This is a genomic window from Chromobacterium piscinae (assembly GCF_021129175.1).
Taxonomy (GTDB): domain Bacteria; phylum Pseudomonadota; class Gammaproteobacteria; order Burkholderiales; family Chromobacteriaceae; genus Chromobacterium; species Chromobacterium piscinae.
In genome coordinates this window covers 1-16,231 of record NZ_JAJOHV010000113.1, presented here as the reverse complement: position 1 = coordinate 16,231, position 16,231 = coordinate 1, and the positions used below count along the sequence as shown (strand labels likewise).

General features: G+C 60.2%; 12 protein-coding genes and 2 tRNA genes. All 14 read right to left on the bottom strand.

From position 1 onward, the window contains the following. On the bottom strand, positions 1–765 hold a 765-nt coding region (locus LQR33_RS21945), incomplete at its 3' end, for an elongation factor Tu (RefSeq protein WP_231466941.1). Between the two features lie 72 nt (positions 766–837). Next, a complete protein-coding gene (gene fusA / locus LQR33_RS21940; RefSeq protein ID WP_231470413.1) occupies positions 838–2,937 on the bottom strand; it encodes an elongation factor G in 2,100 nt (699 codons plus the stop codon). Between the two features lie 28 nt (positions 2,938–2,965). Further along, complete coding sequence (gene rpsG, locus LQR33_RS21935; RefSeq protein ID WP_021479140.1) at positions 2,966–3,436, bottom strand: 30S ribosomal protein S7; 471 nt, start codon at positions 3,434–3,436, stop codon at positions 2,966–2,968. A 111-nt stretch (positions 3,437–3,547) separates the two neighbouring features. Further along, complete coding sequence (gene rpsL / locus LQR33_RS21930; RefSeq protein ID WP_011137738.1) at positions 3,548–3,919, bottom strand: 30S ribosomal protein S12; 372 nt, start codon at positions 3,917–3,919, stop codon at positions 3,548–3,550. Positions 3,920–4,083: 164 nt separating this feature from the next. Further along, on the bottom strand, positions 4,084–8,274 hold the full coding sequence (rpoC, locus tag LQR33_RS21925; RefSeq protein WP_231470411.1) for a DNA-directed RNA polymerase subunit beta': 4,191 nt from the start codon (positions 8,272–8,274) through the stop codon (positions 4,084–4,086). Between the two features lie 57 nt (positions 8,275–8,331). Further along, complete coding sequence (gene rpoB, locus LQR33_RS21920) at positions 8,332–12,504, bottom strand: DNA-directed RNA polymerase subunit beta (RefSeq protein ID WP_166440364.1); 4,173 nt, start codon at positions 12,502–12,504, stop codon at positions 8,332–8,334. A gap of 154 nt (positions 12,505–12,658) precedes the next feature. Continuing rightward, on the bottom strand, positions 12,659–13,030 hold the full coding sequence (gene rplL, locus LQR33_RS21915; RefSeq protein ID WP_021479137.1) for a 50S ribosomal protein L7/L12: 372 nt from the start codon (positions 13,028–13,030) through the stop codon (positions 12,659–12,661). 36 nt (positions 13,031–13,066) lie between these two features. Continuing rightward, the gene (rplJ, locus tag LQR33_RS21910; protein ID WP_166440365.1) at positions 13,067–13,561 is read right to left on the bottom strand and encodes a 50S ribosomal protein L10; all 495 of its coding nucleotides are present in this window, start codon (positions 13,559–13,561) and stop codon (positions 13,067–13,069) included. 86 nt (positions 13,562–13,647) lie between these two features. Beyond that, a tRNA-Thr gene (locus LQR33_RS21905) sits at positions 13,648–13,722 on the bottom strand. Positions 13,723–13,900: 178 nt separating this feature from the next. Further along, on the bottom strand, positions 13,901–14,596 hold the full coding sequence (rplA, locus tag LQR33_RS21900; RefSeq protein WP_046158923.1) for a 50S ribosomal protein L1: 696 nt from the start codon (positions 14,594–14,596) through the stop codon (positions 13,901–13,903). 1 nt (position 14,597) lies between these two features. Continuing rightward, entirely contained in the window at positions 14,598–15,029 is a 432-nt protein-coding gene (gene rplK / locus LQR33_RS21895; protein ID WP_021479134.1) for a 50S ribosomal protein L11, read from the bottom strand. Between the two features lie 100 nt (positions 15,030–15,129). Next, positions 15,130–15,663 (bottom strand): transcription termination/antitermination protein NusG, encoded by a 534-nt coding sequence (gene nusG / locus LQR33_RS21890; RefSeq protein WP_021479133.1) that lies wholly within the window; start codon positions 15,661–15,663, stop codon positions 15,130–15,132. After that, positions 15,663–16,019 (bottom strand): preprotein translocase subunit SecE, encoded by a 357-nt coding sequence (secE, locus tag LQR33_RS21885; RefSeq protein WP_021479132.1) that lies wholly within the window; start codon positions 16,017–16,019, stop codon positions 15,663–15,665. The genes nusG and secE overlap by 1 nt, the downstream gene beginning before the upstream one ends. A gap of 65 nt (positions 16,020–16,084) precedes the next feature. After that, positions 16,085–16,160, bottom strand: a tRNA-Trp gene (locus LQR33_RS21880). Positions 16,161–16,231: the final 71 nt, after the last annotated feature.

The window sequence follows — 16,231 nt, the reverse complement described above, 5'->3', positions numbered from 1 at the left end:
CTTCACGGTAGCCTTCAGGCCAACGATTTCCAGCTCTTCGCCGACTTTCACGATGCCGCGCTCAACACGACCGGTCACCACGGTGCCGCGGCCGGAGATCGAGAACACGTCTTCGATCGGCAGCAGGAACGGCTTGTCAACAGCGCGCTCCGGAGTCGGGATGTAGGAATCCAGAGCAGCAGCCAGACGGAAGATCGACGGTTCGCCCATTTCAGACTGGTCGCCTTCCAGCGCCAGACGAGCGGAGCCGGTCACGATCGGGGTGTCGTCGCCCGGGAAGTCGTAGGAAGACAGCAGATCGCGCACTTCCATTTCAACCAGTTCCAGCAGTTCGGCGTCGTCAACCAGGTCAGCCTTGTTCAGGTAGACGATGATGTACGGCACGCCAACTTGGCGGGACAGCAGGATGTGTTCGCGGGTTTGCGGCATCGGACCGTCAGCGGCCGAGCAAACCAGGATCGCGCCGTCCATCTGAGCCGCGCCGGTGATCATGTTCTTCACATAGTCGGCGTGACCCGGGCAGTCTACGTGAGCGTAGTGGCGGGCTTCGGTTTCGTATTCAACGTGCGCGGTATTGATGGTGATACCACGAGCCTTCTCTTCCGGCGCGCTGTCGATCTGGGAGTAGTCCTTGGCTTCGCCACCGAACTTCTTGGACAGAATGGTGGTGATAGCGGCGGTCAGGGTGGTCTTACCGTGGTCCACGTGACCGATGGTGCCTACGTTTACGTGCGGTTTGGTCCGCTCAAACTTTTCTTTTGCCATTTTGCAAAAATCCTTAATTAAAGAACATTAGATCGGGACTGGCCGGGTCGGCCCGGCCAGCCTCAGCGCGCATTACTTCCTGGCGGCCATTACGGCTTCAGCGACGTGCTTCGGAGCCTCGGAGTAGTGCTTGAACTCCATCGAGTAGGTCGCACGACCCTGGGTTGCCGAACGCAGATCGGTGGAGTAGCCGAACATCTCGGCCAGCGGTACTTCAGCCTTGATGATCTTGCCGCCCAAACCGTCGTCGTCCATGCCCTGAACCATGCCGCGGCGGCGGTTCAAGTCACCCATGACGTCGCCCATGTACTCTTCCGGAGTCTCCACTTCCACGGCCATCATCGGCTCGAGAATGCACGGACCGGCGCGGCGCATGGCTTCCTTGAACGCCATGGAGCCAGCCAGTTCGAACGCGATCTGCGAGGAGTCGACGTCGTGGTAGGAACCGAAGGTCAGACGCACAGTGACGTCAACCACCGGGAAGCCGGCGAGAATACCGCTGGACAGGGTGTTTTGAATACCCTTGTCCACGGACGGAATGAATTCACGCGGAATCACGCCACCCTTGATCTCGTCGACGAACTTGTAGCCATTGCCCTCGCCGGACGGCTCCAGGGTGATGACTGCATGGCCGTACTGGCCCTTACCGCCGGACTGCTTGACGTGCTTGCCGTCAACGTCGGTAACCGTCTTGGTGATGGTTTCACGGTAGGCCACTTGCGGCGCGCCGACGTTGGCTTCAACGCCGAATTCGCGCTTCATGCGGTCAACCAGAATTTCCAGGTGCAATTCACCCATGCCGGAAATGATGGTCTGGCCGGATTCTTCGTCGGTACGCACGCGGAACGACGGGTCTTCCTTCGCCAGGCGGTTCAGGGCCACGCCCATCTTTTCCTGGTCGGCCTTGGTCTTCGGCTCAACGGCGACGTGAATCACCGGCTCCGGAAACTCCATGCGTTCCAGGATCAGCGGAGCATCGATGGCGCACAAGGTTTCACCAGTGGTGACTTCCTTCAGGCCGATGGCAGCGGCGATGTCGCCAGCGTGCACTTCTTCGATCTCTTTACGATCGTTGGCGTGCATCTGCACGATACGGCCGATACGCTCTTTCTTGCCCTTGACCGAGTTCAACACGGTGTCGCCGGACTTCACCACGCCGGAGTAGACGCGGAAGAAGGTCAGCTGGCCCACGTACGGGTCGTTCATCAGCTTGAACGCCAGCGCGGAGAACGATGCGCTGTCGGAAGCTTCGCGGGTGGTCGGCGTGCCGTCTTCGTTCTCGCCCGGAACCGGGGGAACGTCGAGCGGGCTCGGCAGCAGTTCGATCACGGCGTCCAGCATGCGCTGAACACCCTTGTTCTTGAACGCGGAGCCGCACAGCATCGGCTGGATTTCGCACTTCAGGGTACGCTCGCGCAGACCGGCGATGATTTCTTCCTCGGTCAGCGTTTCGCCGCCCAAGTACTTGTCCATCATCTCGTCGCTGACTTCGGCGGCGGCTTCAACCATCTTCTCGCGCCATTCTTCGGCAACGGAAACCAGGTCGGCCGGGATATCGCCGTATTCGAACTTCATGCCCTGAGACGCTTCATCCCAGATGATGGCCTTCATCTTCAGCAGATCGACCACGCCGGTGAAGTTGTCTTCAGCGCCGATCGGCACCACGATGGGCACCGGGTTGCCGCGCAGACGGGTTTTCACCTGCTCGACCGCGCGGAAGAAGTTGGCGCCTTGACGGTCCATCTTGTTCACGAACGCGATGCGCGGAACCTTGTACTTGTTGGCCTGACGCCATACGGTTTCCGACTGGGGCTGAACGCCGCCCACAGCGCAGTAAACCATCACGGCGCCGTCCAGAACGCGCATGGAACGCTCTACCTCAATGGTAAAGTCCACGTGTCCCGGAGTGTCGATGATATTGAAATGGTGGGCCGGGTACTGCAGGGCCATACCTTTCCAATAGGTGGTGGTAGCAGCAGAAGTGATGGTGATGCCACGTTCCTGCTCCTGCTCCATCCAGTCCATGGTGGCCGCGCCATCATGCACTTCACCGATCTTGTGGTTCACACCGGTGTAAAACAGAATACGCTCGGTAGTAGTAGTCTTACCGGCGTCAATGTGAGCGGAGATACCGATATTACGGTAGCGCTCGAGGGGGGGTTTCCGTGCCACGATCTACACCTTGATTAAGTGGGTGAGCTTAGAAGCGGAAGTGCGAGAAGGCCTTGTTGGCTTCTGCCATGCGATGCACTTCGTCACGCTTCTTCATTGCGCCGCCACGGCCTTCAGCCGCATCGAGCAATTCACCAGCCAGGCGCAGGTCCATGGACTTTTCGCCGCGCTTGCGCGCAGCGTCACGCAGCCAACGCATGGCCAGAGCCATACGACGGGACGGACGTACTTCAACAGGAACTTGATAGTTGGCACCACCGACGCGGCGGCTCTTCACTTCCACCACCGGCTTGGCGTTGGACAGCGCGGCGTTGAACACTTCGAGAGCGTTCTTGCCGGATTTCTTTTCGATCTGTTCCAGAGCACCGTAGATGATGCGCTCGGCAACAGACTTCTTGCCATCGATCATGACAACGTTCATGAACTTGGACAGGTCCTGGGAACCGAATTTCGGATCCGGCAGAATTTCACGCTTGGGGACTTCTCTGCGACGTGGCATGTTACTTCCTTAAATATTCAGTTGAGCTCTATTCGCTCATGACTACCCAGCGGAGCAGTCACTTACTAGACGATCCTGAGGCTTGATCAGGCCGCCTTCAAAACATCCCGATTACTTGGGACGCTTGGCGCCGTACTTGGAGCGAGCTTGCTTACGGTCTTTAACGCCGGCGGTATCCAGGGAACCGCGCACGGTGTGGTAACGCACACCCGGCAAGTCTTTCACACGACCGCCGCGAATCAGCACAACCGAGTGTTCCTGCAGGTTGTGGCCTTCACCGCCGATGTACGAAATGACTTCGAAACCGTTGGTCAGACGAACCTTGCACACTTTACGCAGAGCCGAGTTCGGCTTCTTCGGAGTGGTGGTGTAAACACGGGTGCACACGCCACGCTTCTGCGGGCAGGCTTCCAGCGCAGGCACCTTGCTCTTCGCCGTGATGGCGACGCGGCCCTTGCGAACGAGTTGGTTAATGGTTGGCATTACTATCAGTTCCTAGTTGATTCTTCCTGAAGACAACACGCCTCCAGAAAGGACGGAGGATTATATTTTAGTCAACGGCCCAGCGTCAAATAAAAAACGCCGCCCCGCCAACGTTAACCGTTGATGGAGCAGCGTTTTTTCAACACATGGCCGTCAGGCCGGTGTTAGTCGCCGCTTTCCAGCGCAGCCGGAGCCGAGTCGAACAACATCGAGTCGGCCGCGTCCAGGCCCAGGTTCTGGCGGCGGCGGGTGCGATGGTAAGCGAGACCTGTGCCGGCCGGAATCAGACGGCCGACGATCACGTTTTCCTTCAGACCGCGCAGATCGTCGCGCTTGCCCATGATGGCCGCTTCGGTCAGCACGCGCGTGGTTTCCTGGAAGGAAGCCGCGGAGATGAACGAGTCGGTCGACAGCGAGGCCTTGGTGATGCCCAGCAGCACGTTTTCGTACTGCGCCGGCTCCTTGTTCTCGGCCATCATCTTGTCGTTCATTTCCAGCACGTCGGCGCGCTCCACCTGCTCGCCCTGGATGAACTCGGTGTCGCCGCTGTCGGAGATCACGACGCGACGCAGCATCTGGCGAATGATCACCTCGATGTGCTTGTCGTTGATCTTCACGCCCTGCAGACGATACACCTCCTGCACTTCCTGGACGATGTAGCGGGCCAGCGCCTCGATGCCCTGCAGACGTAGGATATCGTGCGGATCGACCGGACCATCGACGATGGATTCGCCGCGGTTCACCACCTGACCGTCGTGGACCAGCACGTGCTTGTCCTTCGGAATCAGGTTTTCGTAACCGCTGCCTTCCAGGTCGGTGATGATCAGACGCTGCTTGCCCTTGGTGTCCTTACCGAACGAAACGGTACCGGTCACCTCGGCCAGCATGCCGGCATCCTTGGGCGAACGGGCTTCGAACAGCTCGGCCACGCGCGGCAGACCACCGGTAATGTCGCGGGTCTTGGACGATTCTTGCGGGATGCGGGCCAGCACTTCGCCCTTGCCCACGTCCTGACCATCGCGCACCGTGATAATGGCGCCCACCTGGAAGGTGATCGACACCGAGGCGTCGGAACCGGCCAGCTTCACTTCGTTGCCGTTGTCGTCCAGCAGCTTCACCAACGGGCGCAGCATCTTGGACTGCGAACCGGCGCGGCGCTTCGGATCGATGACCACCAGGGTGGACAGACCGGTCACTTCGTCGGTCTGCTTCGCCACGGTGTTGCCTTCTTCCACGTTCTCGAACTTCACGCGGCCAGCGTACTCGGTGATGATCGGACGGGTGTGCGGGTCCCAGGTAGCCAGCACGGCGCCTGCCTTGATCTGCAGACCGTCGGTCACCATCAGGGTCGCGCCGTACGGCACCTTGTGGCGTTCGCGCTCGCGGCCCATGTCGTCGTGGATCACCACTTCGCCGGAGCGGGTGATGACGATCAGCTCGCCCTTGGTATTGGCCACGTAGCGCATCTGGCTGGAGAAGCGCACGGTACCGTTGGACTTGCCTTCCACCTGGCTGGCGGCCGCGTTTCGCGACGCCGCGCCACCGATGTGGAAGGTACGCATGGTCAGCTGGGTGCCCGGTTCGCCGATCGACTGAGCGGCGATCACGCCCACGGCTTCGCCGGCGTTGACGCGCTTGCCGCGCGCCAGGTCGCGGCCGTAGCACTTCGCGCACAGGCCGTAGCGAGTGTCGCAAGTGATCGCGGTGCGAACCTTGACTTCGTCGATGCCGAGGCTGTCGACCAGGTCCACCATCTGCTCGTCCATCAGCGTGCCGGCTTCGATCACGGTCTCGCCGGAGGACGGATCCACCACGTCGACCGCGGTCACGCGGCCGAGAATGCGGTCGCGCAGCGCTTCGATCACGTCGCCGCCCTGCAGCACGGCCTTCATGGTGAAGCCGTTGCTGGTGCCGCAATCGTCCTCGATCACCACCAGATCCTGGGTCACGTCGACCAGACGACGGGTCAGGTAACCGGAGTTGGCGGTCTTCAACGCCGTATCCGCCAGACCCTTACGGGCGCCGTGAGTCGAGATGAAGTACTGGAGTACGGTCAGGCCTTCGCGGAAGTTGGCGGTAATCGGCGTCTCGATAATCGAGCCGTCCGGCTTCGCCATCAGACCCCGCATGCCAGCCAGCTGCTTGATCTGGGCTGCGGAACCCCGCGCGCCCGAGTCGGCCATCATGTAAATGGAGTTGAAGGATTCCTGATCGACTTCCTTGCCTTCGCGGTCCAGCACCTTCTGCTTGGACAGCTCGTCCATCATCGCCTTGGCGATCTTGTCGCCGGTGCGGCCCCAGATGTCCACTACCTTGTTGTAGCGTTCGCCCTGAGTCACCAGACCTTGGCGGTACTGTTCCTCGATCTCCTTGACTTCCTTGTTGGCCTCGCCCAGCAGGTCAACTTTCTTGGCCGGGATCTGCATGTCGTCCACGCAGATGGAGATGCCGCCGCGGGTGGAGTAGGCGAAACCGGTGTACATCAGCTGGTCGGCGAAGATCACCGTGTCGCGGATGCCGCAACGACGGAACGAAACGTTGATCAGTTTCGAGATTTCTTTCTTCTTCAGCGCCTTGTTGATGTGCTCGAACGGCAGGCCCTTCGGCAGGATGTCAGACAGGATCGCGCGGCCGACGGTGGTGTCGTAACGCTTGATCACCGGCTGGAACTCGCCCTGCTCGTCCTTTTCCCATTCCTTCAGGCGGACGGTGATGCGGGTGGCCAGCTCGACCTGACGGGTTTCGTAGGCGCGATGCACTTCTTTGGTGTCGGCGAACACCATGCCTTCGCCCTTGCCGTTCACCTTGTCGCGGGTCATGTAGTACAGACCCAGCACGATATCCTGCGACGGCACGATGATCGGTTCGCCGTTGGCCGGGGACAGCACGTTGTTGGTGGCCAGCATCAGCGTGCGGGCTTCCATTTGCGCTTCCAGCGACAGCGGAACGTGGACGGCCATCTGGTCACCGTCGAAGTCGGCGTTGAACGCCGCGCAAACCAGCGGATGCAGCTGGATCGCCTTGCCTTCGATCAGCACCGGCTCGAACGCCTGGATGCCCAGACGGTGCAGCGTCGGCGCGCGGTTCAGCAGAACCGGATGCTCGCGGATCACTTCTTCCAGGATGTCCCAGACTTCCGGCACTTCCTGCTCGACCAGTTTCTTGGCCGCCTTGATGGTGGACGCCAGGCCCATCACTTCCAGCTTGTGGAAGATGAACGGCTTGAACAGTTCCAGCGCCATCTTCTTCGGCAGGCCGCACTGGTGCAGACGCAGGGTCGGGCCCACGGTGATCACGGAACGGCCGGAGTAGTCGACGCGCTTACCCAGCAAGTTCTGACGGAAACGACCGCCCTTGCCCTTGATCATGTCGGCCAGCGACTTCAGCGGGCGCTTGTTGGCGCCGGTCATCGCCTTGCCGCGACGGCCGTTGTCCAGCAGCGAGTCAACCGATTCCTGCAACATGCGCTTCTCGTTGCGCACGATGATGTCCGGCGCGCGCAGCTCCAGCAGGCGCTTCAGACGGTTGTTACGGTTGATGACGCGGCGGTACAGATCGTTCAGGTCGGAGGTCGCGAAGCGGCCGCCATCCAGCGGCACCAGCGGACGAAGCTCCGGCGGCAGCACCGGCAGCACTTCCAGGATCATCCATTCCGGCTTCATGCCGGAACGCTGGAACGCCTCCAGCACCTTCAGGCGCTTGGCGATCTTCTTGATCTTGGTGTCGGAGTTGGTGGTTTCCAGCTCGCGGCGCAGGCCTTCGATTTCGCTGTCCAGGTCCAGCTTCTTCAGCAGTTCCTTGACGGCTTCGGCGCCCATCATGGCGACAAACTCTTCGCCGTACTGGTCTTCCTTGTCCAGGAAGTCCTCTTCGGTCAAGAGCTGGCGGTACTGCATCGGGGTCATGCCCGGATCGGTCACTACGAACGCTTCGAAGTACAGCACGCGCTCGATGTCGCGCAGCGTCATGTCCAGCACCATGCCCAGACGCGACGGCAGCGACTTCAGGAACCAGATGTGCGCGGTCGGGCTGGCCAGCTCGATGTGGCCCATGCGCTCGCGGCGCACCTTGGACAGCGTCACTTCGACGCCGCACTTCTCGCAGATCACGCCGCGATGCTTCAGGCGTTTGTACTTGCCGCACAAGCACTCGTAATCCTTCACCGGTCCGAAGATGCGGGCGCAGAACAGGCCATCGCGCTCCGGCTTGAAGGTGCGGTAGTTGATCGTTTCCGGCTTCTTGACTTCGCCATAAGACCAGGAACGGATCTTGTCAGGCGAGGCGATGCCGATCTTGATCGCATCAAACTCTTCTTCTTGCGTAACTTGCTTAAAGAGATCGAGCAAAGCTTTCATTGCGTCTCCAGTTCAGGGGACAGGCGCTGCGGCTTTCCGCCGCGCCCTATTACCCAATCAATAACGTTCCAGGTCCATGTCGAGGCCCAGCGAGCGGATTTCCTTCACCAATACGTTGAAGGATTCCGGCATGCCGGCGTCGATCTTGTGCTCGCCCTTGACGATGTTTTCGTAGACCTTGGTACGGCCGGTCACATCGTCCGACTTCACCGTCAGCATTTCCTGCAGGGTGTAGGCGGCGCCGTAAGCTTCCAGCGCCCACACTTCCATCTCACCGAAACGCTGACCGCCGAACTGGGCCTTACCGCCCAGCGGCTGCTGCGTCACCAGCGAGTAAGGACCGGTGGAACGGGCGTGCATCTTGTCGTCGACCAGGTGATGCAGCTTCAGGTAGTGCATCACACCCACGGTGACCTTGCGGTCGAAGGCTTCGCCGGAGCGGCCATCGAACAGGGTCATCTGGGTCTTGGACTCGTTGAAGCCCATCTGCTCGGTCAGCGCGTCGCCGTTCGGGTAGGCCAGATCCAGCATGTGCTTGATCTCGGCTTCCTTGGCGCCGTCGAACACCGGCGTGGCGAAGGTCATGCCCTTGCTCAGGTTCTGCGCCAGCTGCAGCACTTCGGCGTCGGACAGCGCGGCGATTTCCTCCGGCTTGCCGGTTTCGTTATAGATGCGCTCCAGGTAGCCGCGGATCTCGGCAGTGGACTGCTCCTTGAGCATGCGGTTGACGCGCTCGCCGATACCCTTGGCGGCCCAACCCAGGTGCACTTCCAGAATCTGGCCGATGTTCATACGCGACGGTACGCCCAGCGGGTTCAGCACGATGTCGACCGGACGGCCGTCGCCCATGTACGGCATGTCTTCCACCGGCAGAATGCGGGAGACCACACCCTTGTTGCCGTGGCGGCCGGCCATCTTGTCGCCGGCCTGCAGGCGGCGCTTGACGGCCAGGTAGACCTTGACCATCTTCTGCACGCCCGGCGGCAGCTCGTCGCCCTGGGTCAGCTTGCGCTTCTTGTCTTCGAACTTGAGGTCGAATTCTTCGCGCTTCTGCGCCAGGCTTTCCTTGATCAGTTCCAGCTGCTTGGCAATGTCTTCGTCAGCCATGCGGATGTCGAACCAGTCATGCTTGGTCGGCAGGCCGGTCAGGTATTCCTGGTCGATCACGGTGCCTTTGGCCAGACGCTTCGGACCGCCGTTGGCGGCCTTGCCGACGATCAGGCGCTCGATACGGCTGAAGGCGTCGTTGTCGAAAATACGCAGCTGGTCGTTCAGGTCCAGGCGATAGCGCTTCAGCTCCACGTCGATGATGGACTGGGCGCGCTTGTCGCGCTCGATGCCTTCGCGGGTGAATACCTGCACGTCGATCACGGTGCCCACGGTGCCGGTCGGCACGCGCAGGGACGTATCCTTCACATCGGAGGCCTTCTCGCCGAAGATCGCGCGCAGCAGCTTCTCTTCCGGGGTCAGCTGGGTTTCGCCCTTCGGCGTCACCTTGCCCACCAGCACGTCGCCGGCTTCGACTTCCGCGCCGATGTAGACGATGCCGGACTCATCCAGACGGCCCGCCATGCGTTCGGACAGGTTCGGGATGTCGCGGGTGATTTCTTCCGGCCCCAGCTTGGTGTCGCGGGCAACCACGGACAGCTCTTCGATGTGGATCGAGGTGTAGCGGTCTTCGGCGACCAGCTTTTCCGAGATCAGGATCGAGTCTTCGTAGTTGTAGCCGTTCCACGGCATGAACGCGATGGTCATGTTCTGACCCAGCGCCAGCTCGCCCAGGTCGGTGGAGGCGCCATCGGCCACCACGTCGCCGCGCGCGATGTGGTCGCCCACTTTCACGATCGGACGCTGGTTGATGTTGGTGTTCTGGTTGGAACGGGTGAACTTGGTCAGGTTGTAGATGTCCACGCCCACTTCGCCAGCAGTCGCTTCTTCATCGTTGACGCGGACCACCACGCGGCCGGCGTCGACATAGTCCACCACGCCGCCGCGACGGGCGACAACGGTGGTGCCGGAGTCGACTGCCACCGAGCGTTCGATGCCGGTGCCGACAAAGGCTTTTTCCGGACGCAGGCACGGTACGGCCTGGCGTTGCATGTTGGCGCCCATCAATGCGCGGTTGGCGTCATCGTGTTCCAGGAACGGAATCAGCGAAGCCGCCACGGACACCACCTGGCCGGTGGCCACGTCCATGTACTGCACGCGGTCCGGCGTCGCCAGAATGGTTTCGCCCTTCTCGCGGCAGGTCACCAGCTCGTCGATCAGCGTGCCGTCCTTGCTCAGCTCGGCGTTGGCCTGAGCGATCACGTAGCGGCCTTCCTCGATCGCGGACAGATAGTCGATCTCGTTGGTGACCTTGCTGTCCACCACCTTGCGATACGGCGTTTCCAGGAAGCCGAACTCGTTGGTGCGCGCGAACACGGACAGCGAGTTGATCAGGCCGATGTTCGGACCTTCAGGCGTTTCGATCGGGCACACGCGGCCGTAGTGGGTCGGGTGCACGTCGCGCACTTCGAAGCCAGCGCGCTCGCGGGTCAGACCGCCCGGGCCAAGAGCCGATACGCGGCGCTTGTGGGTGATTTCCGACAGCGGGTTGGTCTGGTCCATGAACTGCGACAGCTGCGAGGAACCGAAGAATTCCTTGATCGCGGCGGACACCGGCTTGGCGTTGATCAGGTCGTGCGGCATCAGATTGTCGGACTCGGCCTGGTTCAGGCGTTCCTTGACCGCGCGCTCGACGCGCACCAGACCGGCGCGGAACTGGTTTTCGGCCAATTCGCCCACCGAACGCACGCGACGGTTGCCCAGGTGATCGATGTCGTCCACTTCGCCGCGGCCATTGCGCAGCTCGGTCAGGATCGCGATCACGGACACGATGTCTTCAGTGGACAGCGTGCCTTCCATCACGTCGCGGCGCGGCGCGAACTTGTCGCCGATCAGCGACTTGAACCACTCCGGGGTCTTGTCGTCGAACTTGTACTGATAGGTGCGGGAGCTGAACTTCATCCGGCCCACGCGCGACAGATCGTAGGTTTCTTCGCTGAAGAACAGGCGCTGGAACAGCGCTTCCACCGCGTCTTCGGTCGGCGGCTCGCCCGGGCGCATCATGCGGTAGATCGCCACGCGGGCTTGCAGCCGATCCTGGATGTCGTCGGTGCGCAGGGTCTGCGAGATGTAAGCGCCCTGATCCAGATCGTTGGTGAACAGCACGTCGACCTGGTCGATTTCCGCCAGCGCCAGCTTGGCCAGCACTTCCTCGGTCACTTCCTCGTTGGCGCGGGCGATCACTTCGCCAGTGTTCTGGTTCACCACGTTGTGCGCCAGCATCTTGCCCAGCAGCGCGTCGGCCGGCACTTCGATGCGGTCCAGCTCGGCGGTCTGGATATCGCGGATGTGCTTGGCGGTGATGCGCTTGTCCTTGGCGACGATCAGCTTGCCGTCGGCGGCCACAATGTCGAACTTGGCCACTTCGCCCTTCAGACGATCCGGAACCACGCGCATGAACACGCCGGACTTGGTCAGGTAGAAGGTGTCGAAGCTGTAGAACTCGGACAGGATTTCTTCGTTGCTGTAGCCCAGCGCCTTCAGCAGGATGGTCACCGGCATCTTGCGGCGACGGTCGATACGGAAGTACAGCAGGTCTTTCGGATCGAACTCGAAGTCCAGCCAGGAGCCGCGGTAAGGAATCACGCGGGCCGAGAACAGCAGCTTGCCGGACGAGTGCGTCTTGCCGCGGTCGTGCTCGAAGAACACGCCCGGGGAACGGTGCAGCTGGGAAACGATGACACGCTCGGTGCCGTTGATGATGAAAGAGCCGTTGCCGGTCATGAGCGGAATCTCGCCCATGTAGACTTCGTTCTCGCGCACTTCCTTCACCACCGGCTTGGAAGACTCTTTGTCGAAAATGGTCAGGCGAATGCGCGCGCGCAGCGGCGCCGCAAACGTGATGCCGCGCAGCTGACACTCCTGCACGTCGAACGGAGGCTCGCCCAAAATATAATGGGCAAAGTCGAGCTTAGCGTAGCCGTTGTGGCTGACGATCGGGAAGATCGACTTGAACGCAGCCTGAAGACCCACATCCTTGCGCTCATCCAGCGGCTTGCCCAGCTGGAGAAATTCGGTGTAGGAATCAATCTGGGTCGCCAACAGGAAGGGGACGTCGAGAACACTGGTACGTTTCGCAAAGCTCTTACGAATACGTTTCTTCTCAGTAAACGAATAACTCATAGAGTCTCCATCGAGGTGGGTGGCGCAAGAAACTAAAAGTCAGCAGCCACGCCTAGTATATTGCTGGCTTTTACCTTCTTCGTTTCCGCCAACTACAAGCGCAATAAGGCTGGCGGATTTCTCCGCCAGCCTCACCTTCTTTTTTCAAAGAAGATTATTTGATTTCAGCCTTGGCACCGGCTTCGGTCAGTTGCTTCAGGATGTCTTCGGCTTCAGCCTTGGACACGCCTTCCTTCACGTTCTTCGGAGCGCCGTCGACCATGTCTTTGGCTTCCTTCAGACCCAGGCCGGTGATCGCGCGAACAACCTTGATCACGCCGACCTTGTTGTCGCCGGCGGCGGACAGGACAACGTCGAACTCGGTCTTTTCTTCAGCGGCGGCAGCGCCGGCGCCAGCCGGGCCAGCAACAGCTACAGCAGCGGCGGAAACGCCGAACTTCTCTTCGAACGCCTTAACCAGGTCGTTCAGTTCCATCACGGTCAGACCAGCAACGGCCTCGAGGATGTCTTCTTTGGTGATTGCCATGTGAAAATCTCCTGAATTCTATAAGAATCAAATAAGTTAAGCGGCTTCGGCTTGCTTCTCGGCCAATGCAGCCAGCGCGCGGGCGAAGCCAGCGACCGGAGCCTGCATAACGTAGAGAAGCTTGGACAGCAGTTCTTCGCGGCTCGGGATGGACGCCAGCTCAGCAACCTGAGCAGCGGACAGTACCTTGCCTTCGTAGGAACCTGCCTTCACGACGATCTTGTCGTCAGCCTTGGCAAATTGATGCAGCACCTTGGCAGCAGCAACCGGGTCGGCGGAAATCGCGTACACCAACGGGCCGACCATCTGGTCAGCCAGTTCAGCGAACGGAGTGCCTTCCACGGCGCGACGCACCAGCGTGTTCTTCAGAACGCGCAGGTAAACGCCGCTCTCGCGCGCCTGAGCGCGGAGCTTGGTCATGCTGCTTACCTCGATGCCCCGATATTCAGCGATAACGAGGGTCTGAGCGCCTGCCAGTTCAGCAGAAACTGCTTGGACGACCGCCTTTTTATCTTCGATATTGAGACTCAAGGTCTACCTCCTAGACTGAAATGAAATGGAAAAATTTCCATCTCGCTTTGCAGCGGCGACCTGTATCAGGAGACATCAAAAAGAACTGGTGCTCATGGGCGGAATTGAACCGCCGACCTCTCCCTTACCAAGGGAGTGCTCTACCCCTGAGCTACATGAGCTTTGAACTTAAGAAGCCTGTTTCGGGTACACCATCTGCGTAGGATGCGGACTGCTGAACCAGCCAATCTGCGATTAAGCCTTGCGGCACCTACGGTCTTTGACAATCTGGCAGGCCAGCCTGCCAGCCCAAAGCCTTGACAAGACGGCTTTCGCCGCCCCGTCATGCTCCGGCAACGCTTAGGCGTTGACGGTAGCGGTATCTACGCGAGCGCCGACGCCCATGGTGCTGGAGACGGCGATCTTTTTCAGATACACGCCCTTGGAAGCTGCCGGCTTGGCTTTCACCAGGGCATCAACCAGAGCGGAGAAGTTTTCACGCAGGGCTTCTGCTTCGAAGGAAGCGCGGCCGATGGTGGCGTGAATGATACCAGCCTTGTCGGTACGGTACTGAACCTGACCGGCCTTGGCGTTTTTCACGGCTTCGGCGACGTTCGGGGTAACAGTGCCAACCTTCGGGTTCGGCATCAGGCCACGCGGGCCCAGGATCTGACCCAGCTGACCGACAACGCGCATCGCATCCGGGGAGGCGATCACAACGTCGAAGTTCAGGTTGCCGGCCTTGACTTGCTCGGCCAGGTCGTCGAAACCGACCACTTCAGCGCCGGCAGCCTTGGCGGCTTCGGCGTTGGCGCCTTGAGCAAATACGGCAACGCGTACGGACTTACCGGTACCGCGCGGCAGAACCACGGAACCACGAACCACTTGGTCGGATTTACGCGGATCCACGCCCAGGTTCACGGCGATATCGATCGACTCGTCGAACTTGGCGGTGGCGGCAGCCTTGACCAGCGCGATGGCTTCGTCAACGGCGTACAGCTTGTTGCGGTCAACGGTGGCCTTCAGAGTTTGCAGGCGCTTGGAGATCTTAGCCATATTACACGCCCTCCACTTCCAGACCCATCGAACGGGCGGAGCCGGCGATGGTGCGAACAGCGGCGTCCAGATCAGCAGCGGTCAGATCCGCTTGCTTGGTCTTGGCGATTTCTTCCAGCTGAGCGCGGGTTACTTTACCAACCTTGTCCACGTGCGCCTTGGCGGAGCCGGACTTGATGCCAGCGGCCTTCTTCAGCAGGAAGGTTGCCGGCGGAGTCTTCATCGTGAAGGTGAAGGACTTGTCAGCGTAGGCGGTGATCACAACCGGAATCGGCATGCCGGGTTCCATGCCCTGGGTTTGAGCATTGAACGCCTTGCAGAATTCCATGATGTTCAGACCGCGCTGACCCAGTGCCGGACCGATCGGAGGCGACGGGTTGGCTTTGCCAGCGGCGACTTGCAGCTTGATATAGCCGACAATTTTCTTTGCCACGATTAAAACTCCTAAAATGGGTATAGCGCGAACAGGCGTTCGCTTCCCGGACGAAAGCGCAGAATCTTACACGCTTTCCAAAAGTTTGCCAAGCAAAATCTTACAGCTTTTCGACCTGGCCGAATTCCAGCTCAACCGGCGTGTCGCGGCCGAAGATCTGAACCGACACGCGCAGCTTGTTGCGCTCGTAGTTCACCTCGTCAACGCTGCCGTTGAAGTCGTTGAACGGGCCATCGATGACGCGGACGCGCTCACCCACCTCGAACAACACCTTCGGCTTCGGCTTCTCCACGCCCTCTTGCATCTGCTGCATGATGGCCTCGACTTCCTTCTTGGAAATCGGAGCCGGGCGATTGGCGGTGCCGCCGACGAAACCGGTCACCTTGGGCGTGCTTTTCACCAGGTGCCAGGTATCGTCAGTCATTTCCATTTCCACCAGCACGTAGCCAGGGAAGAACTTGCGCTCAGTGATGGACTTGCGGCCGTTCTTGACATCCACAACCTCTTCCACCGGCACCAGAATCTGACCAAATTGGTCTGCGATGTCGGAACGCTCGATACGTTCACGCAGCGCTTTTTGCACGCTCTTCTCAAAACCAGAGTAAGCGTGTACCACATACCAGCGCTTTGCCATTATCTACCTCGACCGAGAATCACATCGTAAAACAGCCAGGACAGGCTGGAATCCACCAGCCACATGAAGAGCGCCAGGACGGTGACGAATACGAACACCATCAGCGTCACCTGGGTCGCCTCCTTGCGCGTCGGCCAAACCACCTTGCGGGCCTCGACCATGGACTCGTTCGCATACACGACCAAACCCTTGCCCGGAGCCGAAGTCCACACCACGCCGGCAGCCAACAGGATGGAAGCCACGAAAGCCAGCGCGCGCAACAGGCCCTGACCATCCGGAATCAGATAGAAGCCGACGATGCCGGCGACCACCACAAGACCAGCCAGGAACAACTTGATCTTATCTTGCATTTCCATGTCGATTTTCTCTCGCACACATGCGACAAAAGACCAACCGGCGCAACGCGCCGGCTGGTCTTAATTGGCAGGCCAGGAGGGTCTCGAACCCCCAACCCTCGGTTTTGGAGACCGATACTCTACCAATTGAGCTACTGGCCTTTAAACCTTACTTGATGATCTTGGCAACCACGCCGGCACCGACGGTACGACCGCCTTCGCGGATAGCGAAG